The organism is Nonomuraea sp. NPDC004580 (genome assembly GCF_040609855.1).
GTDB lineage: Bacteria > Actinomycetota > Actinomycetes > Streptosporangiales > Streptosporangiaceae > Nonomuraea > Nonomuraea salmonea.
Genome location: NZ_JBEXLH010000018.1, coordinates 77,955 through 102,077, shown reverse-complemented (window position 1 = coordinate 102,077; position 24,123 = coordinate 77,955). Strand labels below are relative to the sequence as shown.

Below are 24,123 nucleotides of genomic sequence, written 5' to 3'. Positions count from 1 at the left end.
CCGTCCTCACGTCAGGGCGGCCTCGTGGACGACGCCGTCGCTGATCTCCAGCACCCGGTCCGCCACCGTCATCAAGCTCGGGTCATGGGTCGCGACCAGGGCCGTGACCCCCTCGCTGCGGACGAGCGCCCGCAGCAGCTCCATGATCTGCCGCCCGGTCTGCGAGTCGAGCTGCCCGGTCGGCTCGTCGGCCACGAGCAGCCGGGGCCGGTTGGCCAGGGCGCGGGCGATGGCGACGCGCTGCCGCTGCCCGCCGGACAGCTCGTACGGCCGCTGGTTGACGTGCTGCTCGAGCCCGACGAGCGCGAGCAGCATGCGGACCCTGGCCTCGCGCTCGGCCGCCGGCGCGCGCATCAGCCGCATCGGCACGCCCACGTTCTCGGCCGCCGACAGGACGGGGATCAGCCCGAACGACTGGAACACGAACCCGACGACGTCGCGCCGTACGGCGAGCAGCTCGTCCTCGGACATGGCGGTGATCTCACGCCCGTCCACGACCACCCGGCCGGCGTCCGGTTTGTCCAGGCCGCCGATCTGGTTGAGCAGCGTGGTCTTGCCGGAGCCCGACCGCCCGCGCAGCGCGACGAGCTCGCCGGGGAAGACGGAGAACGACACGTCCCGCAGCGCCACGACCTCCTTGGGCCCGGTGCGGTAGACCTTGCGCAGCCCTTCGACCTCGACCAGGGGCGACTGACTCATTCGGAAGGCTCCTCTCGGGCGGGCCACACGCCGATGTGGTCGGATTCGAGTTCGAGGCGCACGCGCCGTTCCATCTCCAGGGCGTTCATGAAGTCGCGCGGGAGCTGGAGGCGGCCGACGCGGTCGAGTACGGCGTACTCCTCGGCGATGATCTGCCCTTCCGCCCCTTCGCGGCGTACAGTCTCGCTGCTCGTGCGCCCGTCGCGGATGCCTACCGTGCGGTCCACCTGCTCGGCCACCAGCGGATCGTGGGTGACGATGACGACGGTCACGCCCAGCTCCCTGTTGGCGGTGCGCAGCGACTCGAAGACCTGCTCGGACGTCTCGCTGTCCAGCTCGCCCGTGGGCTCGTCGGCGAGGATGAGCTGCGGCGAGTTGGCCAGGGCGACGGCGATGGCGACGCGCTGCTGCTGCCCGCCGGACATCTCGGGCGGCCTGCGGTCGGCGCAGGAGGCGACGCCGAGCAGGTCGAGCAGCTCGCCGGCGCGCTCGCGGCGGAGCTTGCCGGCCAGCTTCATCGGCAGCTCGACGTTCTCCTTGGCGGTCAGGTACGGCAGCAGGTTCCGCGCGGTCTGCTGCCAGATGAAGCCCACGACGGACCGCCGGTACCGCAGCCGGTCGCGCGCGGTCATCGACAGCAGGTCCATGCCGGCCACCCTGGCCACGCCCGCGGTCGGCACGTCGAGCCCGGACAGCACGTTGAGCAGCGTGGACTTGCCGGACCCCGAGGCGCCGACGATGGCGACCAGCTCGCCCTCGTCGATGACGAGGTCGAGCCCCTGCAGCGCGACGACCTCGACGCCCTCGGTCTTGTAGATGCGGACGAGGTTGTCGCACACGATGTGCGCGTCCCCGCCGAACGCGGCCTTCTCCTTCGTGGCCTTGGCTTCCAGCTCGGACAGTGTCGGGTTCATGTGAGGTCCCCCACTCGAAGGACGGCGCCGAGACTGCGGCGGCGGCTGATGGCGGTGTGGACGTACGCGCCGAGCACGGCGACGACGGCGAGCCCGGCGGCCAGCGCGCTGGGCAGGACGGGGTCGGGTGAGTAGTCGCCGACGGGCAGGTCACCGGCGTAGGACGACAGGTCGACGCCGGGCCCGAGCGCGGCGGGCAGCGCCAGGCCGAGGCACAGACCGGCCAGCGCGGTGACGATGATCACGGGCATGATCTCCAGGACGGTGAGCCGCTGCGCCTGCCGGTCGGACAGGCCGAGCGTACGCAGGAAGGAGACCGCCCTGGCGCGGTCGGCCGCGCCGACGATGAGCGTCAGGACGACGGCGAGCAGCGCGTAACCGGCCAGCGCGGCGGTCACGATGGCCAGCGTCGTGCGTACGGTGCTGGTCAGCGGGTCGCCCTGGATGGCGGCCAGCACGCCCTCCTGGGAGGTGACGGTGGCCGACGGCGCGAGCGCGGCCAGCTCGGCCACGTCCGCGTCGCCCTTGATGAGCAGCGTGTTCACGGCGGGGCGAAGCTGGACGCCGATGGGCACGATGAGGAACTTGCCCTTGGTGAAGAAGCCGGGCACCGACTCGACGACGCCGCGGGCGGGCAGCTTGAGCCGGGACTGCCAGCCGAGGTCGAGCGTGCCGCGCCCGCGCAGCTCGGGGGAGACCAGCACGCCTTCCGACAGCGGCGGCACGCTCACGGGCGCGTCGGCCAGGATCGACCGCCATTGCGCGATGTCCACGGCGAGTGCCTCGGCCCGCTCGGCGCCGTACCCGACCTGGACCTGGCCCCGCTGGGCGAGCACGACCTGCTCGACGCCGGGCACCGCGCGGATCTTGTCGATCGTCCCGGCCGGGATCTCGATCTCGGACGTCATCTTGATCGGCGCGCCGGTCTGCTGCCAGGACGCCAGCCGCTGGGTGCCGGCGATGCCGTCGGTGACGACGGCGGCGAAGACCGACACGGCCAGCGCGGGCAGCAGGATCAGCACCGGCAGGACGGCGGCGGCCCGCGCCCGCGCCGCCCTGGTCAGCCCCAGGAACGGCACCGCGGCCCGCCCGCGCGCGGCCAGCCGGACGATCAGCCGCAGCGGGTACGGATAGCAGCGCAACGTGACCAGCGCCGCCGCCACGGTCAGCGCGACCGGCACCACCAGCAGGAACGGATCCTGCCCCGCCGACGCGCTCAGCCCCCTGGCCCGCAGCAGGTACGCCCCCGCCACGGCCAGCACGACGATGAGCACCTCCAGCGTGATCCGCCGGGCGGACGGCCGCGCGGTGGCGACGTCCTCGCGCCGCTCGTGCAAGGGGGTGCGGTGGGCCAGCGCGAGCCGGGCGGCGGCGAAGCCGACGGCCACCGGCACCACGAACACCGGCCCGGCGTGCACGATCGGCAGCACGGGCCCCGGCACCAGGTACGACAGCGCGTACCCCGCGACGGCCCCCGGCACGACGGCGACGGCGGTCAGCCCGGCCGCCGTGCGGGCCACCTGCCCCAGCGACCCGCCACGGGCCCTGGCCAGCGACAACGTGTGGTCGAGCCGGTCGGCCAGCAGTTGCAGGGCCAGCACGATCACGCCGAGCGCGACCGCCAGCAGCCCGCCGAGCACGAGGGACATCACGGTCTGCGCGGTGGACAGCTCCGCCTGGAACCCGGTGAGCAGGTTGGGCAGCCCGGTCTCCAGCCGGTACGGGCTGACGGGCCCGTTCGACTGGACGTCCACGACCCGGCCGAACTCGGCGACGTCGTTCAGCAGCCCCGGCACGGCCAGCGCGGTCGCCTCTCGGGGGTCGAGCGGCAGCGTCCACCGGTAGGCGAGGTTGCGTCCCTCGCCGCTCAGGACGGCCAGCCCGGCGTCGGACAGCAGGGCGGTGGCGTGCTTCTCGAAGTCGAGGCTGCCCGGCGGCTGCTGCTTCAGCACGTGCAGGAGGTCGTTGTGGTGCGACCAGTAGCGGTCGTCGGGCTGCTTGGCGCGGAAGACACCGACGATCTTGACGGCGGCGTGGTCGTGCTCGCCGATCACCGTGGTCTTGCCGATGCCGAGGCCCATCTCCCGCTCGGCCTCGTCGACGATCCCGGCCTCGAACACGGGGATCGTCTTGCCCTCGTACCGCATGGTCGAGGGCGTGCCGGGTGCGCGGCCGCGCACCCATTCGACGCGCTGGCCGGCGTCGGACAGCCAGCCCACGTTGAGGTAGGACGAGCCGCCGGTGCCCGCGATGGGGGTGAGCGTGGTCTTGGCGCTCATGTGGCCCGGCCCGGTCACCAGGGGACGCAGCCCGGCGGGCAGGATCTTGTGCCAGAGGCGGTCGCGGGTGTCGAACTGGGCGCGTTCGCGCAGGTCGAGCGCCGGTGACCAGGACCCGACGGTGACCGTCAGGTCGGTCTGCACGCCGGGCGCGCCGGTCAGCGCGCGGTGCAGCGCCTGGTCGTAGGCCGATTGCGTGGCCCGTGGCAGCCCGGCGACCAGCAGGCAGGCGCTCAACGTCAGCGCGAAGAGCACGGCCAGCGGGCCCAGGTGCACCCGGGCGAGCAGCCACGTCCTCACTGTTCCTCCCGTAGGCTGAGGCCCTGGCCGCGTACGGTGCGTGCCAGCCCGGCGAGGATCGCGAACAGCACCGCCGTCACCAGCACCAGCATGAGGGCGGTCGCCGCCCAGGGGATGTCGAGCAGCACGCCGGGCGTGACGGCCGCGGCCTGCCCGGTGAGCACGATGTGCGGCACGACCAGCTCGCCCACGACGAACGCGAGCCCGGTGCCGGCCAGCAGCGACAGCCCCACGACGAACGCCTGCTCCATGGCCAGCATCCCGAACACCTGCCGCGGGCTCACTCCGAGCGCCCGCAGGATCGCGAACTCGGCCAGCCGCTCACGCGCCGCGACGGCCGCGTTCACCAGGAAGCCGAGCGCCGCGAACACCAGCGCCGCGAGGAAGCCCAGCATGAGCGCCCCCTGGAGCCCGCTGGCCAACGGGTCGTCCTGGAGGGTGGCGGCGAGTGCACGCTGGTCGAGCACGGTGACGTCCCATTCGGGGTGGCTCTTGAGCGCGGCCGTGGCGGCGCCTGGGTCGTCGGTGCCCAGCCACCATTCGGTGGCGGGCCTCGGTGGCTGGGCCATGGCCAGCTCGTACGCCTGCATCGTCTCCCAGTCGGCGAGTACGGCCTGCTGCCCGGCCGTGGTGGTCGGCATGCTCTCGACGACGCCCGCGACCTTCACCGGCAGCACCCGGCGGTCGATGCTGACCCGCCCCGACTGCCCCGGGGAGAGCTTGAGCGCGGCGGCCAGGTCGGCGGTCAGCACCACCGGCATCGGCCCCGGCTGCGCTCCTTTGACGAACGTCGCGGCGCTGCTGAGCTCGGCCTCCATCGTCAGCGGCGGCGCGGCCACCTGCTGCCCGTCGGCGCTCAGCCCGGTCACCTTGAGCGTCGCGCTGCCCGAGGGCGCCCCGGCGATCACGCCGAGCAGCGACACCGGGTAGGTGATCCGCCCCTTCCGCCCGGCCAGCGTCCGCAGGTCCACCTCGACCTGGCTGGTGCCCGCCTTGAGCACGCCGAGCGGCACGTCCCGCCAGACGCCGAGCGCGTCGGTGAGCACCAGCCGCGCCGCCACCTCGTCGCTCGCCTCGGCGTGCACGGTGAGCTTGGCGGGCTTCCCCGGCAGCTCGAGCCGGTCCGTACGGCTGCCGAGCAGCGTGCGCGACAGCTCGCTCACCGGCTGCTCCGACAGGTCGGGGCGCAGGTGGAACAGCTCGCCCAGCTTGCTCGCGTCGAGCGTGACCAGCATCGCGTTCTCGCCGCCGACGTCCACCTGCCCGCGGAAGCCGGGCGACGCGGCGCCGATGCCGGGCAGCGTGGTGAACGCGGTGCCGCGCCCGAGCGCCCCCAGCTCGGTGCCGTCCGGCGGCCCTGACAGCCGCAGGTCGGCCCCGGCCTGGTGGCGGGCCTGGTCGAGCTGGGACGTGCGCCAGGTCGCGGCGGTCGCCAGCGACACGATGCCGATCGCGATGGCCATCGTGAGCAGCAGCGCGGGCCCGGCGTACTTGAGCGGGCGCCTGCTCACCTGCCACGCGCCGAGCGCGGGGGCGAGCGCGGGCCGCCTGGAAGTGATCTTCTCGGCCAGCTTGGACACCCGCGGCACCAGCCGCAGCCCCAGCATGCCGCCGGTGAGCAGGGCCAGCGCCGGCCCGGAGATGATCAGCGGGTCGATGCCCAGGCCGCCGGCCGCCGTCGTGGTCACGGGCGCGCCGTAGCGTTGCAGCTGCCAGATCGCGAGCCCGGCCACGACCAGCAGCGCGAGGTCGGCGCCCGCCCGTTCGATGAGGCCGCGCCCGCCGCCGCGCCCGCGCGCCGCCTGCTCCTCCACGTACGTCCGCCGCGCCCCGGCCAGCGCCGGCGCCATCAGCAGCACGGCCGCGGCCAGCGCCACCCCGAACGACACCAGGAACGTTCCCAGGTCGGCCGACGGCGACAGCCGCACCCCGGCGGCCTCGATCCACGGCAGCCGGTTGATCGCGGCCAGCAGCGGCGGGCCGAGGAACGGCGCGATGACCGCGCACGGCAAGGCCACCAGCAGCGCCTCACCGCCCGCCAGCACCGCCAGCCGCACGGTTCCCGCGCCGCGCGAGCGCAGCAGCGCCACCTCCATGCGGCGGTGGTCGGCCAGCAGCCGCGCGGTCAGCATCAGCGCGTAGGCGGCCAGCAACAGCAGCTGCAGCACCGGGATCAGCATGGTGGAGCGGGCCACCAGCGAGGCGGTGTCGAGCTGGGTGAGGATCTCGGGCAGGTGGCTCGCGGCCACGCAGCTGCCGCAGCCGGCCGCCTTCAGCCGCTGCTCCAGGCCGGCGACCGCGCCGGCCATCGGGCGCAGCTGCTCGGGGGTGAGCGCGCGCAGGTCGGGGACGGCGGTCCAGGTGGCGTTCACGCTGGTGGCGAAGCGGGCGATGAACGTCTCACGGGGCACCATCAGCGGCCCGTACGTGGTGAAGTCGCCGCGCTCGACGCCCCGGCTGAGCAGCTGCTCGCCCGCCCAGCGCGCCCCGAACGGGTCGTCGAGCTGGAACACGCCGACCACGCGCACCCGCACGGGACGGCTGTCGAGCCGGCCGCGCGTGCTGAACTCCTGCCCGACCTTGAACCCGGTCTCCGAGGCCGCCGACAGCGAGATGACCGCCTGCACCGGGTCGTCGCCCGGCTGCGGCCAGGCGCCGCTGACCAGCCGCGCCTGCCGGTCGAGCCCGTCGTAGCCGCCGAAGCGCAGCAGCTCGGGCCGCTGCCTGTCCTCCTGGCCCGGCATGGTGTAGGAGTCGGAGCGGAAGCTGGTGCTCAGCTCGGGCGGGCGGGTGTAGGCGCCGGTCAGCTCCGCGCGCACGGCCTTGTCGAACTCGGGGAACGTCTTGGCCGTGACGGGGGCGCTGACCGTGGCGGCGATCTGCTCGTAGGAGGCCGTCTCCATCGTCCTGCGGACGCCCGCGTCGGCGATGGAGGAGGCGTACATGGTGAGCGCCACCAGCGTGGTGGTGGCGAGCAGGATCGACCCGAACGCGGCCAGGAGAAGCAGCGGCTCGCTGAGCGCCCTTTTGACGACCAACGGCCCCCGCATGCATCCCCCTTAGTCGTGTTTAGTGCACCCTCGGGGATGGCGCAGGTGACGGGCAAGGTGATCTCTGCAACGGTGACTCACCCGATACGGCTGTGTGATATCGAAACTGTGACAAAACGCATTCGGAAACGACAAGAACGCCGCACTCCGGACATGTGGAGTGCGGCGTCGAGAAGCGCCGTGGCCGCTGCCGCGGCGTCGCTGCTTACTTGGCGGCCAGCGCCGCGGCCTGCTTGGCGATCGCGGACTTGCGGTTGGCGGCCTGGTTCTTGTGGATGACGCCCTTGCTCGCGGCCTTGTCGAGCTGGCGGGCGGCGACCCGCTGAAGGGCCACGGCCTGCTCGACGTCACCCTGCTCGGCGGCCTCGCGGAACTTGCGGACGGCCGTCTTCAGGGACGACTTGACCGCCTTGTTGCGCAGGCGAGCCTTCTCGTTCTGCTTGTTGCGCTTGATCTGGGACTTGATGTTCGCCACGAAGAAGCCTCGGTGAAAGTCTGAGTGATGGATGGGGCGCGCGGGCTCGAGAGAGGGCGCGCCACACGCAGTAGCCCAGGCTACCAATAACCGAGGCGGCTGCTCAAATCAACGCCATCGTGTCATGTACTCGTGCCAGTCCTCTTCCGTCGCGGCGAAGTCGACATAGAGGGCCAGGCCGAAGCGCTCGCGCCTGCCGTGGTCGGTCAGCGCCAGCCGGGCGCCCTCCGCGGCCATCGCCACGCTCTCGGCTCCGTCCAGCCAGGGTACGCCGTGGTCGTGGTACGCGGGCGCGCCGATGTAGAGGGTCTTGTCCTGCGGCACCAGGTCCAGCGCGAGCCTGGCCTGGCGGGCGACGTGGCCGCCGTACAGGGACTGGAGAGGCGTGAAGGAGTCGTACGTCATGACCGCCACCTGGTCGACCCGGGCGGCGACCTCCTGGAAGTAGCCCTGCGACCAGTACTTGTCGTGGCCCAGTGCGGCTCTGGCGGCCAGGCGCAGGCCCCAGTAGGGCTCCACCTGCGGGGTCGAGGTCGACAGCAGGCGGGTGTGCCGCCTCGTCTGCGCCAGCAGCTCCAGGAACTCGGTGTCGCCGTCGCCGATGGGCTCGAAGTTGTAGTGGATGCCGTCGAAGCCCTGGTTCATGATGGCGGCGACGCTGGTCAGGACGTTCGTGCGGGAGCGGGGGTCGTCGAGGTCGAGGGTGCCGTCCACCTTCTGGCCGAGCCAGGCGGAGACGCGGAGGCCGGGGAGATGTTCTCGTACCCATTGGATGAAATTTCCTGCGTTGGGGTATTTAGCAGGATTTAATCGACCGTCCGCCTCGAACGGGCCGGAGTGGACGTACAGGTCCTTGACCCCTGTCGTGCGCAGCCGTACGGCGAGCTGCTCCAGGTCGCGCTCTGTACGGCGGCCGTCCACCCATGCGTGGCCGAGCCAGAGGGCGTCGTTGCCTGTGCTCTTCGCCCAGGCCGCCGGCGCACCGGTAAACTGGAGGCGGAGCGCTGCGGCGAGCAGGCCGGCCAGCGCGACCAGGACGGCCAAGGCAAGCGCGATCAGGCGCAGGCCGCGGCGGATGACGGTTCGGGCAATCACCCGGGCATGTCACCATGGAAGACTGCCTGACCTCAACCCTGTCGAAACGGACTTCGGTGCGCACTCAGCCTGGCCAGACCGACCCCGCGTTGATCCGCAACTTCTGCATCATCGCGCATATCGACCATGGCAAGTCGACGCTTGCCGACCGGATGCTGCAGATCACCGGCGTGGTCGACGACCGCACCATGCGGGCGCAATACCTCGACAGGATGGACATCGAGCGCGAACGCGGCATCACGATCAAGTCCCAGGCCGTGCGGCTGCCGTGGGACGGCCACGTGCTCAACATGATCGACACGCCCGGCCACGTCGACTTCACCTACGAGGTGTCGCGCTCGCTGCAGGCGTGCGAGGGCGCCATCCTGCTGGTCGACGCCGCCCAGGGCATCGAGGCGCAGACCCTGGCCAACCTCTATCTGGCCATGAACGCCGACCTGCACATCATCCCCGTCCTCAACAAGATCGACCTGCCGGCGGCGCAGCCGGAGAAGTTCGCCGAAGAGCTGGCGGGGCTCATCGGGTGCGACCCCTCCGACGTGCTCAAGGTGTCGGGCAAGACCGGTGAGGGCGTACGCGAGCTGCTCGACCACGTGGTCCAGACGGTGCCCGCGCCCGTCGGCCAGGCCGACGAGGCCGCGCGGGCGCTCATCTTCGACTCCGTCTACGACACCTACCGCGGCGTGGTGACGTACGTGCGGGTCATCGACGGTCATCTGAGCAAGCGCGAGCGCATCCTCATGATGTCGACCAGCGCCACCCACGAGACGCTCGAGATCGGCGTCATCTCGCCCGAGCCCAAGCCCGCCGAGCTCGGGCTCGGCGTCGGCGAGGTGGGCTACCTCATCACCGGTGTGAAGGACGTCCGCCAGTCGCGGGTCGGCGACACCGTCACCTCGGCCGCCAAGCCCGCCGGGGAGATGCTGGCCGGCTACGAGCACCCCAAGCCCATGGTGTTCTCCGGGCTCTATCCGATCGACGGCGACGAATACCCCGAGCTGCGCGAGGCGCTCGACAAGCTGCAGCTCAACGACGCCGCGCTGGTCTACGAGCCGGAGACGTCGGCGGCGCTCGGGTTCGGCTTCCGCGTCGGGTTCCTCGGGCTGCTGCACATGGAGATCGTGCGCGAGCGGCTGGAGCGCGAGTTCGGGCTGTCGCTCATCTCCACCGCGCCCAACGTCATCTACCGCGTGGTCATGGAGGACGGCAAGGAGCTCTCGGTCACCAACCCGTCCGAGTTCCCCTCCGGCGGCAAGATCGCGCAGGTCTTCGAGCCGGTCACCAAGTCCACGATCCTCGCGCCCGCCGAGTTCATCGGCGCGATCATGGAGATCTGCCAGGGGCGGCGCGGCCAGCTCCTCGGCATGGACTACCTGTCGGAAGACCGCGTCGAGATCCGCTACACGCTGCCGCTCGGCGAGATCATCTTCGACTTCTTCGACCAGCTCAAGTCGCGCACCCGCGGCTACGCCTCGCTCGACTACGAGCCCGCGGGCGAGCAGGAGGCCGACCTGGTCAAGGTCGACATCCTGCTGCAGGGCGAGGCGGTCGACGCCTTCAGCGCCATCGTCCACAAGGACAAGGCGTACGCCTATGGCGTCGACATGGCCAAGAAGCTGCGCGAGCTGATCCCGCGGCAGCAGTTCGAGGTGCCGATCCAGGCCGCCATCGGGGCCAGGGTCATCGCCCGCGAGAACATCCGCGCCATCCGTAAGGACGTCCTCGCCAAGTGCTACGGCGGTGACATCTCCCGTAAGCGGAAGCTGCTGGAGAAGCAGAAGGAAGGCAAGAAGCGGATGAAGATGGTCGGCCGGGTCGAGGTGCCCCAGGAGGCCTTCGTCGCCGCGCTGTCCACCGACTCCGGCGGAGAGAAGGCCAAGAAGTAGGGGGTCGCCGGGGCTCGTGCCGTCCTTTGCCCCGGCGAAATACCCTGAAAGCATGGAAATGGTGCAGACGGCGCGTATGGCCCTGTCTCGGGTGACGGTTGATGATCTGGACGCCGTACACGAGATCCATTCCGACCCGCGCACCAGCGTCTACCATCCCAGCGGACCCGTCACCGACATCGAGTCCAGCCGGGCCATGCTCGGCCTGTGGCTCGACGACTGGGACGAACGCGGCATCGGCTACTGGGCCGCGCGACCGCTCGGCGACTCCCATGTGCTGGGCTTCGGCGGGCTGCGGCACGCCATCGTGGACGGGCAGCACGTGCTCAACCTCTATTACCGGTTCCGGCCCTCCGCGTGGGGGCACGGCTACGCGCTGGAGCTCGCCCGGGCGGCCCTTGACGTGGGGAAGTCGCTGGGAACGGTGGTCGCGGTCATCCGCGACATCAACGAGCCGTCGCGCAAGGTCGCGGAGCGGGCGGGCATGCGGCGAGATCGCACCATCCCGTACGGGGGCGTGCCGAGCGACCTGTACGTGGCCTGAGCCGCTCCCTCATCGTGCTCTGCTGCGCCAGACGTATCCCGCCAGCACCACCGCGCTCCACACGGCTTGAGCCGCCAGGTAGGGGGCCGTGGCGGCGCCTGGGGTGGTGAGGGCGATCAGGGCGGGCAGCGAGCCGGCCAACGCCAGGTCGGGCCCCGTGGCCGCCCACTTCAGCACACCGGTGGGGATCGGGCCGCCAGGCGTCTCGATGACCGGCATCGAGTGGTCGACCGGCGCGCGCCTGGCCATGCGGAGCGCTGCCGCCGCCAGAGCGGGCGCCACCACCAGCCCCAGGGGCGCTACGTCACTCAGGGGCAGGTTCGCGGCGCCGCTCAGGCCGGTCAGGAAGAGGGCCAGGGACGTCCACGTGCCGCTCAGCAGGGCGGGCAGCACCGCGCGGGCCGCCAGCGTGGGGCGGTGTGCGGTTCCGATGAGCCTGGCCAGGGCCGGGTTGTCGGCGTCGCGGCGGGCACCCGAGGTGGCCGTCGCGGCCACGGCCAGCCCGCCCGCCAGGACCGCGATCGCGAGCGCCGCCGGGGGAGCGCCCGCCTGACCGAGGACCGTGGGCAGCACCGACGTCCCCGCGATCGTCGCCAGCCATCCCGGTCTGCGGGCCAGGCGCCGCCAGTCCTGCCAGGCGGGCGCGAGCGGCCCGGACAGCCGCGGCCAGCGACGGGAACCGAGTCTCCTGGCGCGCCAGTGGTTGTCCTCGACGATCCAGGTGAGCGTGCCGGTGTCCAGCGACGCGGTGGCGTTCGCCACGTGCCCGGCTCGGGTGGAGGTGGTCGTGAGCGTACGGGCGGGGATGTGGTCGAGCGAACGCCAGGCGCGCCGGGCCAGCAGCCCCGCCGTCACGACCGCCCCGGCTGCCGTGGCGGCCAGGGCTGACAGCGGGGCATGCGCCGCCACGGTCAGCACTGTACGCACCTGGTTCGTCACCGCCACCGCCGCCAGCACCAGCAGCGCGAGGATCACCATGGTCAGCCAGAGCTGCCACGGCTGACCCGCCCGCCCCGCCTGCGCTGCCTGACCCGCCTGCCCGAGCACCGCCAGCGCCATCCCGCCCACGGTCGTCGCCACGCCGAGCACGAGCGCGGCGAGCACCCGCCACACGAGCTGATCAGGCGCTCCCAGCACCGCCAGCAGGCCCACCCCGAATAGCAGGCCCGCCACCAGCGCCACCACGCCCAGCGTCCTGGCCGGACGGGCCAGCAGGTCCCGGCGGTTGAGCGGGGAGAGCAGCAGCCAGGAGGCGTCAGGCCCGTTCAGCACCACGGGGCCCGCCGTCCGCGCACCCGCCAGGAAGCCGGCCAGGGCGAGCGAGAGCAGCGCCGCACCCGCTCCCATCCTGCCTGGATCGACCGGGCCCGCCAGCCCCGCGAACACCCCGGCCAGCGGGTGCCCGAGCACCATGACGGCCATGAGCAGGCAGAACCCGGTGACGTACCGGTCGAGGAGGCCGGCGGGGGCGGGACCACGGGAGCGCAGGTACGCGCGAACGGCCCGTACGCCGGACTCGGCCATCGGTCGGTCGTCGGAGGAGAGGCCGGTCACGCGGGGACGCCTGACGGGAGGACGCGGCGGCCGTGGCCGGCGAGGTCCTGGTCGTGGGTGGCCAGGACGACGGTGCCGCCCTCGGAGGCGTACTCGTCGAGCAGATCGCCCAGGGCGGCCCGGAACTCGACGTCGAGACCGCGTTCCGGCTCGTCGAGGAGCAGCAGCTCGCTCGGCCTGAGCAGGGCGGCGGCGAGGGCGAGGCGCTGGCGCTGACCGGTGGAGAGGTTCAGCGGAGCCGCGTCCGCCCGCTCCACCAGTGCGAACGTCTCCAGCGCCGCGTCCACGGTCATCCGCGCGGCACGGTGCACGGCGCCCATCAGCTCCAGGTGCTCGCGGGTGGTGAGCCCAGGATACCAGGCGGGCTCATCGCCCAGCAGCGCGACCCGGCCCCAGAACCGGGCGTCGTCCACCGGCGCGGCGCCGAACACGCGTACCCCACCTGCGGTGGCGGGCTGCAGCCCGGCCAGGCAGCGCAGCAGCGTGGACTTCCCGGAGCCGTTGGGCCCCACCACGGCCGCGATCTCACCCGGCGCCACGGTGAACGTCAGGTCGCGGAGTACGGGATTGCCGCCGAGCTCAACCGAGAGGGAATCGACGCAGATGATGGGGTCTGCCACGGTTCGAGGCTAGCTGACCAGCAGCGCAATCGCGCGATCGGCCGCCACAGCCGGCGAAGGGTCTCCGCCACCACCCCCGACGCATCCGGAGGTCCGTCAAGCGGCGCAGCGTTCAGCGGGCCGGCCGAGTCGAGCCGAGCCGTGTCGGGCTGGCGGGCGGATTTTGTCGGTGCCGTCGTCTACCTTTCCATCTCCGAACACCTGTGCGACTGGAGGGTGACGTGATTGCTTCTGAGCGATTCGAGCGTGCAGCCGTTCTTGGGGTCGCCGTGGCCGAGGAGACACGGCGGCTGCTGAGACGCCACGTGGGCGAGGGGGAGGAGGCGGCTGACGGCACCGTCCTGGTCGATGTGCCCTATCCCGACGCGGCGGTGGTGGCGACGCTGCTCGACGTGGCGGCCGAGTGCTTCGGCGAACGCGGTGACTCGGTCGAGGAGACCCGGCAGGCGGCGTTGGAGACGCTCTTACAGCTCGCCGGATTCGACGAGGAGTCCCAGCTCAACGGGCATCCTGGCGGGCGTTCTCGAGGTGGGCTCAGCCGGGGGTGACCAGGCCGTGGCGGTAGGCGTCACCGCTATCGAGGCCAGCCAGGCCAGCATGGTTTCGACGGGATTCATGACACGTGACGGTAGGGACGGGGCTGTCGCGGCGGATCGACCAGCGGGTGGAGCTTCGCAGATCTCCACCCGAGGGTGGACACACAGCCCAGCGGCCGGGCTGCGCAGTCTGGGCCGTTCATGCGGGCGGGCGGCCCGGGGGTTTGGTTGTGCCGCGTGGTCGGTGCTGGCGGGAGGTCGAGGCGGTGGAGGGGCTGGGGTGAGCGGTTGGGCTTTGTGGGTTTGAGGTTGGTGTGACCATTGCGGGTTCTGGTGCGTCTGTTGGTGACATGACCATTGAAACCGTTCGGGGGGCGACATCATCGAGGAGCTCTATCGCGAGCACTGGCCGCTCGTGTGCGGGTTCCTTCTGCGCAGGACCCGCGATCCGCATCTCGCCGAGGACTTGGCGCAGGAGACCTTCGTCAAGGCGACCAGGGCGCTGCTCGGCTGGCGAGGGGAGAACGCGGCTGCGTGGCTCCTCACGATCGCCAGAAACGTGCTGCTCGATCACGTACGCAGGAGCCGGCGGGAGCTTGTGCTGCCCGACGCCGATGAGCTCGGTGTGCCGCCGCTGCACGTGGCCGCGCTGGACGTGCGCGACGCGCTGGAGCGGCTGCCCGAGCAGCAGCGGCGCCTGCTCACCTTGGTCTACTTCGAGGGCTTCTCGATGGTCGAGGTGGCCGCTATGACCGGAAGGTCGCACAACTCGATCAAGACCGCGGTGTGGCGGGCGCGGGCCGCCTTCGCCGACCTGTACGGGGAGGATGCATGAGCACGTCCGATAGGCCGGGCACGCCTGGCCCGCAAGATGCGTCAAGTACGCCTGGCCCAATCGATACGCCGGATACTCCTGTCCCATCCGATGCGCCGGGCGCGCCAGGTTCGCTCGATGCGCCGGGCGCGCATGGCCGGCTCGATGCGCCGGAGGCGGCGGGTTCTGCACGTAGCCTGCCGGAGTTGCCCGCGATGCCGGACTTCGATCCCAGGCGTACCAGGCGTGCCGTCCGGCGGGGGCTGGTGCGGACGGTGGTCAGCGTGCTGGCGGTGCTGGCGCTGGTCGCGGTGGTCGTGACCGAGGGGGCGTCGCTGGTGCAGAAGCGGGGCGATCGTGAGCGTCGCATGATGGACGTGCTCGGGACCGCGTTCAAGATGTACAACCCCGCCTATCTCGTGACGAACGACCCCTGCTGCGAGACGACGCCCGTCTCGATGTCGTTCCAGGTGAGCGCGCGTCCCATGGGACCCGCCGGGGCCTGGCCGGGCGGGAGCCAGACGTTCGCGATCAGTCAGGACTTCTTCGGGCGGGTCGGGCGGCTGCCGCTCGGTCACACCGCCAACACCAGGCTGTCCCAGTCGTTGTTCAACGTCGGCACCACGCTGGGGAGGAAGGAGGAGGTGAAGCAGGTGCTCGCCCGGTTGCCGGCCGACCTGAGCGCGCTGGCGGTGGTGGAGTTCGAGCGGCCGTTGGGGGAGGCGGAGTTCGAGGCGTTCGTACGGCGCCACGACTCCTGCGCCGAACGGGTCGTGTACGAACGCAGGCCCGGGTCACTGCCGATCACGTGGGGCTTCGGCTACTGGACCGACCCGGCGGACCTTCGCAGGGGCGGCGACGTCACGGATGAGGTGTGCCGGGGCGGGCTGCCGCAGTTCCGGGCGTGGGTCGGGCTGCTGCGTGACCACGACGACGCCAACCTGCGCTCCTTCGACCTGAGCCTGAAGCGGCTGCGGCAGGCTTCGCGGGCCGGGCTCGCCCACGCCTACGTGGACGAGCTCAGCTCGGTCCGCGAGCTGCGGGAGTTGCTCAAGGACCCGCAGGTGCGGACGATCCGGCTGGCCGACGTGGCGTTCGATCTGGATCGTCCGCACCCATAGAGCCCGGGTCAGCGGAGGACGCTGGAGAGGGCGGAGGTGAGGGAGGCACGGGAGTCATCCTGGTCGATGGACCACAGCATGAACCCGCCGAGCCCCTTCAACCGGATGTACGCCGCCTTCTGCAGCATGACCGCCGGATCGTCGTACGACCAGAACTCGTTGCCGTCGTACAGCCACATGGCGCCGGTGAGCAGGTCGCGGTGGCGCTTGCCCGGCTTGTTCACCAGGTCCTTGTAGTCCTCGGTGCCGGGGGCCCACGTGCCGGGGGCGGGGCCGGTGGCGGGCTGGTAGAGGCCCTTGGAGCGGTCGGTGACGCCGGTCCAGCCCTGCCCGTACGCGGGCACGCCGACCACGAGCTTGCGTGCGGGCGCCCCGCGCTTGAGGTAGTCGCGGACGGTCTGGTCGACGCTGTACTTCACCGGGTTGGGGTCGCGCCGGTCGGTGAACAGGTTGGCGTGGTGCGCGGTCTGCTGCTCCCAGGTGCCGTGCAGGTCGTACCCCTGGAGGGTGGCGAAGTCGAGCTGCTTGAAGACCTCGCGTACCTCGAAGCCCGCGTCGATCTTGGCGGCGGCGGCCGGGAGGAACGCGCTGAGCTGCGCCTTCCGCGAGAACGCGGTGAGCTGGCGGCGCAGCTCGCTCACGAACAGCGTGAAGTTGCGCTTGTCCTCCGGCCTGATCACGTTGCCCTCGGCGCCGGCCGAGCCGGGCCACTCCCAGTCGAGGTCGATGCCGTCGAAGACGCCCGCGGCGGCGCCGGGCTCGAGGCCGGGCAGGTTGCCGCGCAGCCACATGTCGATGCAGGAGGAGGCGAGCTTGGAGCGCGACTCGGCGGTGAGCACGGCGTCGGAGAACGCGGCGGAGCCGGTCCAGCCGCCGAGCGAGATCATCACCTTGAGCTCGGGGTGCTTGGCCTTGAGCTTGCGGAGCTGGTTGAGGTTGCCGTTGAGCGCCTGTCCCGGCTCGTCGGCGACGCCGTCCACGCTCTGCTCGGCGGGTACGGGCCGCTGCCAGTCGGCCCACGGGTCGGAGGAGTAGCAGGTGCCGTCGCCGTTCACGAACCCGAACGCGTAGTTGAGGTGGGTGAGCTTGGCGGCGGCGCCGCTGAGGTGCACGTCCTTGACGTGATAGTCACGGCCGTAGACGCCCCATTGGATGAAGTACGCGACCCGGTTGAACCCGGTGCGGGCCTCGGCCGGTACGGAGACCAGCGTGAGCCCGAGTAAGACGGACAGGGCGATGAGGATCTTCTTCTTCACGGGGCCGCTCCCGGACAGCTACAAATAGGAAACTTTCCTATAAGTTGAACGCGATCGTAGAGCCGCCCTGAGCCCTCGTCAACGACCCGCACCGGTCGGAGCACTGCGGGGGACGGGCACACTGGAAACGTGCCATCCATCCTGCCTGACGGCGATCCCGCGCCCACCTCGGGCGAGCTGCCCGACAGCGCCCTGCGCGGCCTCGGCGAGCGCCCGTTCGGCTTCTACGTGCACGTGCCGTTCTGCCTGACCCGCTGCGGCTACTGCGACTTCAACACCTACACCGCCTCCGAGCTGGGCCCCGGCGCCTCGCAGCGCGACTACGCCGACAAGGTGATCGAGGAGATCCGCCTGGCGCGCCGCGTCCTGGGCGAGACCGACCTGCCGGTGGAGACGGTGTTCTTCGGCGGTGGCACCCCCACGCTGCTGCCTCCCGAAGACCTGGCACGCATACTCGCCTCGATCGGCTCGGAGTTCGGGCTGCGGCCGGACGCCGAGGTCACCACCGAGGCCAACCCCGAGTCGGTCGATCCCTCGTCGCTGGAGAAGCTGCGCCACGGCGGCTTCAACCGCATCAGCTTCGGCATGCAGAGCGTACGCGAGCACGTGCTGCAGGTCCTCGACCGCCGCCACACGCCCGGCCGGGCCGCCGCGGCCGTCAGGGAGGCGCGCGCGGCCGGGTTCGAGCACGTCAACCTCGATCTGATCTACAGCACGCCGGGCGAGTCCGACGACGACTGGCGGGCCTCGCTGGGCGCGGCGATCGAGGCCGGGCCCGACCACGTGTCGGCGTACTCGCTGATCGTCGAGGAGGGCACCCGCCTGGCCGCGCGCATCAGGCGCGGCGAGCTGCCGATGCCCGACGACGACGTGGCCGCCGATCGCTACCTCATCGCCGACGAGCTGCTGTCCGCGGCCGGGTTCGCGTGGTACGAGGTGTCCAACTGGGCCGTCACCGACGACGCCCGCTGCCGGCACAACCTGCTCTACTGGACCGGCGGCGACTGGTGGGCGGCCGGCCCCGGCGCCCACAGCCACGTCGGCGGCACCCGCTGGTGGAACGTCAAACACCCCGCCGCCTACGCCCAGCGCCTGGCCGCGGGCCACTCGCCCGCGCACGCCCGCGAGGTGCTCGGGGACGACGACCGCGACGCCGAACGTCTCATGCTGGAGCTGCGGCTGTCGTCCGGCTATCCGCTGGCCGAGGTCGCGCCCGCCGCGCGGCCCGTGGTGGCGAGCGCCCTGGCGCGCGGGCTGCTGGAGCCGGAGCCGTTCAAGGCGGGCCGCATGGTGCTGACCCTCCAGGGCCGGCTGCTCGCCGACGCCCTGATCAGGGACCTGCTGGTCTAGGTGATCAGACGGATGGAGAGGGGATAGCGGTAACGCTCGCCCCGGTACGTCGCCATCGCCGCCTGGATGTGGAAGATCAGCGACACGACGAAGACCACCGGCAGCAGCAGGAAGCCGATGAACAGCAGCATCAGGAACGCGGACACGATGTAGCCGATGAACATGGTGATCTGGAAGTTCAGCGCCTCCGCCGCCTGGTCCCTGACGTAGGGCGACTGGTCCTTGCGGACCACGTAGATGATGAGCGGGCCGATCCACGAGACCAGCAGGCCGAGGAGGTGGGCCAGCATCGCCATGGAGTTGTCGTCGGTGCCGGGGCGGGGGCCGAAGCGGCCGGGCACGTAGGGCTCGCCGGGGGCCTGCGGGTAGCCGTAGCTGTAGCCGGGCGGGGGCGGCGGATATCCGGGCCGGCCGTAGCCGCCGGGGGGACCGTAGCCGCCGGGGCCGCCGTAGGAGCCCTGCCGCCCGTAGCCGCTGGGCGGCTGCGGGTGGTAGATCGGCGCCGACCCGGGCTGCTGCCCGTAGGGGAGCTGCTGCCCGTAACCGGGAGCGGACCCGGGTTGCTGCCCGTAACCGGGAGCGGACCCGGGTTGCTGCCCGTAACCGGGAGCGGACCCGGGTTGCTGCCCGTAACCGGACGAACCGGGCTGCTGCTCATAGCCCGGCACGGAACCGGGCTGCTGGGAGTGACCCGGAGTGGAGCCGGGCTGCTGGGAGTGACCCGGAGTGGAGCCGGGCTGCTGGGAGTGACCCGGAGTGGAGCCGGGCTGCGGTGGGTAGCCGGGCGTGGAGCCGGGCTGTTGTCCGTACGGCGGGGGCGGGCCGGGTTGGGGGCCCGAGCCGGGTGCGGGCGGCGGCAGGTCGGATGGGGTGACCTTGCGCGTGGCGTCGTCGTCCGCCGGGGCGAACCTGCGGGTGGCGTCGTCGTCGGCGGGCGGCGGGGTCGAGTCCTGGCTCATGGGGCCTCCGTAACGAAGTCGATCAGTTCCTCGACCCGGCCGAGCAGCGCCGGCTCCAGGTCCGTGTACGTCGAGACGGCGCCGAGAATGCGCCGCCATGCCTCCGCGGGCTCCATGCGCCAGCCCAGCGCGGCGATGACGCCCTCCTTCCATGGCACCCCGCGCGGCACGTCGGGCCAGGCCGGGATGCGCAGCACGGACGGCTTGACCGCCTGCCAGATGTCGACGAACGGATGCCCGACCACGAGCACGTCGGGCGAGGTGATCTCGGCGGCGATCCGGCTCTCCTTGGAGCCGGGCACCAGATGGTCGACGAGCACGCCGAGGCGCCGCCCCGGCTCGGGGCCGAACTCCTCGACGATGGCGGGCAGGTGGTCGACGCCTTCGAGGTATTCGACGACGACGCCTTCGACCCGCAGGTCGTGGCCCCAGATCTTCTCGACGAGGGCGGCGTCGTGGACGCCTTCGACGTAGATGCGGCTCTGCCTGGCGACCCTGGCCCGCAGCCCTTCGACGGCGATCGAGCCCGACGCGCTGCGCCGAGGGCCGGTGGGGGCGGTGGGGGCGGTGGGGCGTACGAGGGTCACGGGACGTCCTTCCAGCAGGAACGCCGCGGGCGCGAGCGGGAAGAGCCGGCGCTTGCCGAACCGGTCCTCCAGCGTGACGGCCTCCTTGTCACAGGCCACCACGGCGCCGCAGAAGCCGCTGTCGGCGTCCTCCACGACGAGGTCCGGTTCCGCGGGCACCTTGGGAATCTTGCCCTTGCCCGGCCGCCGCCAATTTCCCGCCAGTACATCGCCCTCGTACACACGGGGACCGTAGCAAATCACCCGCTCACTGCAAGGCGCTTCCGCGCGCCGCTGCGGCGGACGAGGACGACGATCGTTCCGGCGATGGCGGCGAGCAGCCCGGCACCCGGCAGGACCACGAGGGCGATGAGGCCGTCGGCGACGCCGTTCACGACGGAGTAGGAGTCGCGGCCGACGCCGTAGCGCACGGTGGCCTCTTCCTGGTTGACGCAGGTGAGCTGATAGTCGCCCTTGGCCGGTGCGTTGATCACCAGGAACTGCTCCCACACGGCGTCGCCGGCCGACACCGTGCGCCGGTCGGGGGTCTTGGCCAGCTTGGCCTCGCCGCTGATCGAGCAGTCGTAGGTGACGGCGGTGTCGCTGGCGAGGTAGACGCCTGGCTTCTCGGCCGGGTCGACCGTCACCGTGACGCTTTCGCCGGACGCGAACGTCTGCCTGGGCACCAGGTCCGTCGCGCCGCCCAGGCCGGTGGCGAACAGCACGCCGCCGGCCGCCAGGCAGGCCACGAACACGCCCCAGACCGCCACCAGCCACCAGCGGCTGGGCTTTATGGCTTTGGAGTCGATTCGTGGTGGAAATTGGGCCTGTTGGCCGTATTGTCCGTACTGAGATGGCGGGCCGAACTGAGCGGGATCACCGTACTGCGGTGGCCCCTGTCCGAACGGAGGCTGTTGCCCGTACTGGTGTGGTCCCTGCGGCGGCTGTCCTTGTGGGGGCGGTCCGTACTGGGGCGGACCGTAGCCTGGCGGCGGGCCGTACGCCGGAGGCCGGGAATCGTCGGTCATGAGGGCAAGTGTGAGGCCTGTCGCTCACAGGAAGCCAGACAGCAGTTGGGACGCGGTGTTATCGCACCTTGTGGGCGAGAGCCGTACACTTGGCACTCGGGAACACAGAGTGCTAGACACCACGTTCCTGTAAGGGACAGAGGCAGGAGGTGAGCACGTGCTCGACGATCGGAAGCTGGCGGTGCTCCGGGCCATTGTCGAAGACTACGTGTCCACCAACGAACCGGTGGGCTCCAAGGCGCTGGCCGAGCGTCACAATCTGAAGGTCTCCCCGGCGACGGTCAGGAACGACATGGCCGCGCTGGAGGAGGAGGGCTACATCACCCAGCCCCACACCAGCGCGGGCCGCGTGCCGACGGACAAGGGCTATCGCCTGTTCGTCGACCGGCTCTCCCAGGTCAAGCCGTTGTCGGCGGCCGAGCGGCGGGCGATCGAGACGTTCCTCGCCGGCGCGGTCGACCTCGACGACGTCGTCACCCGCACGGTCCGGCTGCTGGCGCAGCTGACCAGGCAGGTGGCGGTCGTGCAATACCCGACGCTCAACCGTTCGACGGTCCGGCACGTCGAGCTCGTCCCGCTGACCGACCGGCGGGTCATGCTCGTGCTGATCACCAACACCGGCCGCGTCGAGCAGCGCGTGGTGGAGCTGCCCGAGGCGGTCGAAGACCACCGCATCGCCAACCTGCGCGCCGTGCTCAACGCCTGCCTCGACGGCTGCGGCCTGAGCAGCGTGCCCGAGCTGGTGGCCGACCTGCCGGAAAGGCTCCCGATCGAAGACCGGCCCGCCGCGGCGACGATCCTCTCCGTGCTGCTCGAGACGCTGGTCGAGCGGCACGACGAGAAGATCGTGTTCGCCGGCGCGGCCAACCTCGCCGGCGCCGACTTCGCCACCGGCCTGCGCGACGTGCTGGAGGCGCTTGAGGAGCACGTCGTCCTCATGCGGCTGCTCGGCGAGACAACCTCAGACACCCCGTCCGCGCTCACCGTGCGCATCGGCTCGGAAAACCCGTACCTCAGGGGCACATCCGTCGTCGCGACCGGATACGGTTCTGGCGACAACCAACTGGCCCGGCTCGGCGTTCTGGGGCCGACCAGGATGGACTATCCCGTGACGATGGGCGCCGTGCGCGCGGTGGCACGCTACGTCAGCCAGATCCTGGCTGCATCATAAGAGGTCGATAAGTGGCAAACAGCGACTACTACGCCACCCTCGGGGTGCGCCGTGACGCTAGTCAGGACGAGATCAAGAAGGCGTATCGCCGGCTCGCCCGAGAGCTGCACCCTGACGTGAACCCCGATCCTGACACACAGGAGCGGTTCAAAGAGATCACGCAGGCCTACGAGGTGCTGTCCGACCCGAACAAGCGCCAGATGTACGACCTGGGTGGCGACCCCTTCGGCGGCGGCGCGGGAGCGGGCGCCGGCGCGGGAGGTTTCGGAGCGGGCTTCCCGTTCAGCGACATCATGGACGCCTTCTTCGGCACCGCCACCGGTGCCAGGGGGCCCCGCTCACGTGCCCGCAGGGGACGCAACGCCACCATCAGGGTCGAGCTCGACCTGCGCGAGACGGCGTTCGGCACCACGCGCGAGCTGGCCGTCGACACGGCCGTGCTGTGCGACATCTGCCACGGCGCCGGCACCGCGCCGGGCACCCACCCCGACACCTGCGACATGTGCAGCGGGCGCGGCGAGATCTCCCAGGTGACGCGGTCCTTCCTGGGCCAGGTCATGACCTCGCGGCCCTGCCCGCAGTGCGGCGGCTTCGGCAGCATCATCCGCAACCCCTGCCAGGAGTGCTCCGGCGACGGCCGGGTGCGCACCCGCCGTACGATCAAGGTCCGCATCCCCGCGGGCGTCGAGGACGGCACCCACATCCAGCTCGCCGGCGAGGGCGAGGTCGGCCCGGGGGGCGGCCCGCCCGGCGACCTGTTCCTCGAGATCGCCGAGCGGCCCCACGAGATCTTCGAACGGCGCGGCGACGACCTCCACTGCACCGTCCAGATCCCGATGACGGCCGCCGCGCTCGGCACCGTGCTGTCCGTCGAGACCCTCGACGGCGCCGAGGAGATCGACGTCCGGCCAGGCACGCAGTCGGGCCAGGTCATCACCATGTACGGCAGAGGCGTCCAGCGCCTCAACGAGTCCGGCAGGGGCGACCTGCTCATCCACGTCAACGTCGAGACGCCGAGCCGTCTCGACGCGGCTCAGGAAGAGCTGCTGCGCGAGCTGGCCAGGCAGCGAGGTGAGGAGCGCCCGCCTGGCAAGTTCGCACCGGGCCAGCAGGGTTTTTTCTCCCGCCTGCGTGACGCGTTCAACGGCCGGTGACAGCCCCGGTCTTCCTGAGCGCGCACCTCGAAGGGCCCGAGCTGACGCTCGACGGCCCCGAGGGGCGGCACGCGGCCTCCGTACGCCGGTTGCGCGCCGGTGAGCGGGTCGACCTCACCGACGGGGCGGGCGGGGTGGCCGAGTGCGTCGTACGCGAGGCGCTGAAGGACGCGCTGCGGCTGGAGGTGCTGCGCCGCTACGACGTCGAGCCGCCGCGGCCCCGGCTGGTGGTCGTCCAGGGGCTGCCCAAGGGCGACAGGGGCGAGCTTGCGGTCGAGATGATGACCGAGGCCGGCGTCGACGTGATCGTGCCGTGGGCGGCGGCCCGCAGCATCACCCAGTGGAAGGGCGACAAGGTCGCCAAGGCCCTCGGCCGCTGGCGCTCCACCGCGCGCGAGGCGGGCAAGCAGGCCCGCCGCTTCCACCTGCCCGAGGTGGCCGACCTCGCCTCCACGGCACGCGTCGAGCGGCTGCTGGCGGAGGCGGCGCTCGGGCTGGTGCTGCACGAGGAGGCCACCGAGCCGCTGTCGGGCGTGGCGCTGCCGGCGGGCGGCGACGTCGTCATGGTGGTGGGGCCGGAAGGCGGGGTCTCGGAGGAGGAGCTGGAGCGGTTCAGGGCGGCCAAGGCGGAGCCGGTGCTGCTCGGGCCGACGGTGCTGCGCACGTCCACGGCGGGAGTGGCGGCGGCCGCCGTGCTGTTCAGCCGCACGGGTCGCTGGTGAGCCGCTAGGGCCTCGTTCGCGCGTCCTGCA

The 24,123-nt window shown here is 71.6% G+C and carries 21 protein-coding genes; 9 read left to right on the top strand and 12 right to left on the bottom strand.

Translation table 11 applies throughout. From position 1 onward, the window contains the following. Nucleotides 1-6: 6 nt before the first annotated feature. From ABZW11_RS20575 to ABZW11_RS20550, 6 genes are all read right to left on the bottom strand, one after another. A complete protein-coding gene (locus ABZW11_RS20575) occupies nt 7-699 on the bottom strand; it encodes an ABC transporter ATP-binding protein (RefSeq protein ID WP_345399043.1) in 693 nt (230 codons plus the stop codon). After that, nucleotides 696-1,613 (bottom strand): ABC transporter ATP-binding protein, encoded by a 918-nt coding sequence (locus ABZW11_RS20570; protein ID WP_355419280.1) that lies wholly within the window; start codon nt 1,611-1,613, stop codon nt 696-698. The genes ABZW11_RS20575 and ABZW11_RS20570 overlap by 4 nt, the downstream gene beginning before the upstream one ends. Beyond that, on the bottom strand, nt 1,610-4,192 hold the full coding sequence (locus tag ABZW11_RS20565; protein ID WP_355419278.1) for an FtsX-like permease family protein: 2,583 nt from the start codon (nt 4,190-4,192) through the stop codon (nt 1,610-1,612). Before ABZW11_RS20565 ends, ABZW11_RS20570 begins: the two co-directional genes overlap by 4 nt. After that, entirely contained in the window at nt 4,189-7,242 is a 3,054-nt protein-coding gene (locus tag ABZW11_RS20560; RefSeq protein WP_355419276.1) for an ABC transporter permease, read from the bottom strand. Before ABZW11_RS20560 ends, ABZW11_RS20565 begins: the two co-directional genes overlap by 4 nt. 205 nt (nt 7,243-7,447) lie before the next feature. Next, nucleotides 7,448-7,717 carry a 30S ribosomal protein S20 gene (rpsT, locus tag ABZW11_RS20555; RefSeq protein WP_355419274.1) on the bottom strand — a complete coding sequence of 90 codons (270 nt, stop codon included), beginning with the start codon at nt 7,715-7,717 and terminating at the stop codon, nt 7,448-7,450. Between the two features lie 108 nt (nt 7,718-7,825). Then, complete coding sequence (locus ABZW11_RS20550; protein ID WP_355419272.1) at nt 7,826-8,812, bottom strand: glycosyl hydrolase family 18 protein; 987 nt, start codon at nt 8,810-8,812, stop codon at nt 7,826-7,828. A gap of 56 nt (nt 8,813-8,868) precedes the next feature. Here ABZW11_RS20550 and lepA point away from each other — a divergent pair, with 56 nt between their 5' ends. Next, the gene (gene lepA, locus ABZW11_RS20545; RefSeq protein WP_355419270.1) at nt 8,869-10,698 is read left to right on the top strand and encodes a translation elongation factor 4; all 1,830 of its coding nucleotides are present in this window, start codon (nt 8,869-8,871) and stop codon (nt 10,696-10,698) included. 52 nt (nt 10,699-10,750) lie between these two features. After that, nucleotides 10,751-11,242 carry a GNAT family N-acetyltransferase gene (locus tag ABZW11_RS20540; RefSeq protein WP_355419268.1) on the top strand — a complete coding sequence of 164 codons (492 nt, stop codon included), beginning with the start codon at nt 10,751-10,753 and terminating at the stop codon, nt 11,240-11,242. A gap of 9 nt (nt 11,243-11,251) precedes the next feature. On the opposite strand, the gene ABZW11_RS20535 is transcribed toward ABZW11_RS20540, so the two are convergent. Together ABZW11_RS20535 and ccmA are read right to left on the bottom strand one after the other, a co-directional pair. Next, nucleotides 11,252-12,796 (bottom strand): DUF6297 family protein, encoded by a 1,545-nt coding sequence (locus ABZW11_RS20535; protein ID WP_355419266.1) that lies wholly within the window; start codon nt 12,794-12,796, stop codon nt 11,252-11,254. Beyond that, nucleotides 12,793-13,416, bottom strand: a complete 624-nt coding sequence (gene ccmA, locus ABZW11_RS20530; protein ID WP_355419264.1) for a heme ABC exporter ATP-binding protein CcmA — start codon at nt 13,414-13,416, stop codon at nt 12,793-12,795. Before ccmA ends, ABZW11_RS20535 begins: the two co-directional genes overlap by 4 nt. A 269-nt stretch (nt 13,417-13,685) precedes the next feature. On the opposite strand from ccmA, the gene ABZW11_RS20525 reads away from it, so the two are divergent. From ABZW11_RS20525 to ABZW11_RS20515, 3 genes are all read left to right on the top strand, one after another. Continuing rightward, nucleotides 13,686-13,964: a hypothetical protein gene (locus tag ABZW11_RS20525; RefSeq protein ID WP_355419262.1), complete on the top strand. Its 279-nt coding sequence runs from the start codon at nt 13,686-13,688 to the stop codon at nt 13,962-13,964. Between the two features lie 367 nt (nt 13,965-14,331). Continuing rightward, a complete protein-coding gene (locus ABZW11_RS20520) occupies nt 14,332-14,787 on the top strand; it encodes a sigma-70 family RNA polymerase sigma factor (RefSeq protein ID WP_355419356.1) in 456 nt (151 codons plus the stop codon). A gap of 185 nt (nt 14,788-14,972) precedes the next feature. Then, nucleotides 14,973-15,887 (top strand): hypothetical protein, encoded by a 915-nt coding sequence (locus ABZW11_RS20515; RefSeq protein ID WP_355419260.1) that lies wholly within the window; start codon nt 14,973-14,975, stop codon nt 15,885-15,887. An 8-nt stretch (nt 15,888-15,895) separates the two neighbouring features. Here the strand turns inward: ABZW11_RS20515 and ABZW11_RS20510 are convergent, their stop codons facing one another. After that, entirely contained in the window at nt 15,896-17,143 is a 1,248-nt protein-coding gene (locus ABZW11_RS20510; protein WP_355419258.1) for a glycoside hydrolase family 18 protein, read from the bottom strand. Between the two features lie 129 nt (nt 17,144-17,272). Here ABZW11_RS20510 and hemW point away from each other — a divergent pair, with 129 nt between their 5' ends. Beyond that, nucleotides 17,273-18,493 carry a radical SAM family heme chaperone HemW gene (gene hemW, locus ABZW11_RS20505; protein ID WP_355419256.1) on the top strand — a complete coding sequence of 407 codons (1,221 nt, stop codon included), beginning with the start codon at nt 17,273-17,275 and terminating at the stop codon, nt 18,491-18,493. Here hemW and ABZW11_RS20500 read toward each other — a convergent pair. The 3 genes from ABZW11_RS20500 to ABZW11_RS20490 are packed head-to-tail and all read right to left on the bottom strand — an operon-like array spanning nt 18,490 to nt 20,788. Then, on the bottom strand, nt 18,490-19,452 hold the full coding sequence (locus ABZW11_RS20500; protein ID WP_355419254.1) for a DUF4870 domain-containing protein: 963 nt from the start codon (nt 19,450-19,452) through the stop codon (nt 18,490-18,492). The two genes, hemW and ABZW11_RS20500, sit on opposite strands and share 4 nt — an antisense overlap. Continuing rightward, nucleotides 19,449-20,261 carry a DUF3097 domain-containing protein gene (locus ABZW11_RS20495; RefSeq protein WP_355419252.1) on the bottom strand — a complete coding sequence of 271 codons (813 nt, stop codon included), beginning with the start codon at nt 20,259-20,261 and terminating at the stop codon, nt 19,449-19,451. The genes ABZW11_RS20500 and ABZW11_RS20495 overlap by 4 nt, the downstream gene beginning before the upstream one ends. 17 nt (nt 20,262-20,278) lie before the next feature. Continuing rightward, complete coding sequence (locus ABZW11_RS20490) at nt 20,279-20,788, bottom strand: hypothetical protein (RefSeq protein WP_355419250.1); 510 nt, start codon at nt 20,786-20,788, stop codon at nt 20,279-20,281. A 415-nt stretch (nt 20,789-21,203) separates the two neighbouring features. Between ABZW11_RS20490 and hrcA the strand changes: the two genes are divergently transcribed. Genes hrcA through ABZW11_RS20475 form a run of 3 tightly spaced genes read left to right on the top strand, consistent with a single transcriptional unit; the run spans nt 21,204 to nt 24,093 of the window. Beyond that, complete coding sequence (gene hrcA / locus ABZW11_RS20485; protein ID WP_355419248.1) at nt 21,204-22,217, top strand: heat-inducible transcriptional repressor HrcA; 1,014 nt, start codon at nt 21,204-21,206, stop codon at nt 22,215-22,217. Nucleotides 22,218-22,228: 11 nt separating this feature from the next. Beyond that, nucleotides 22,229-23,371 (top strand): molecular chaperone DnaJ, encoded by a 1,143-nt coding sequence (gene dnaJ / locus ABZW11_RS20480; protein WP_355419246.1) that lies wholly within the window; start codon nt 22,229-22,231, stop codon nt 23,369-23,371. Then, nucleotides 23,368-24,093, top strand: a complete 726-nt coding sequence (locus ABZW11_RS20475; protein ID WP_355419244.1) for a 16S rRNA (uracil(1498)-N(3))-methyltransferase — start codon at nt 23,368-23,370, stop codon at nt 24,091-24,093. Before dnaJ ends, ABZW11_RS20475 begins: the two co-directional genes overlap by 4 nt. Nucleotides 24,094-24,123 lie beyond the last annotated feature (30 nt).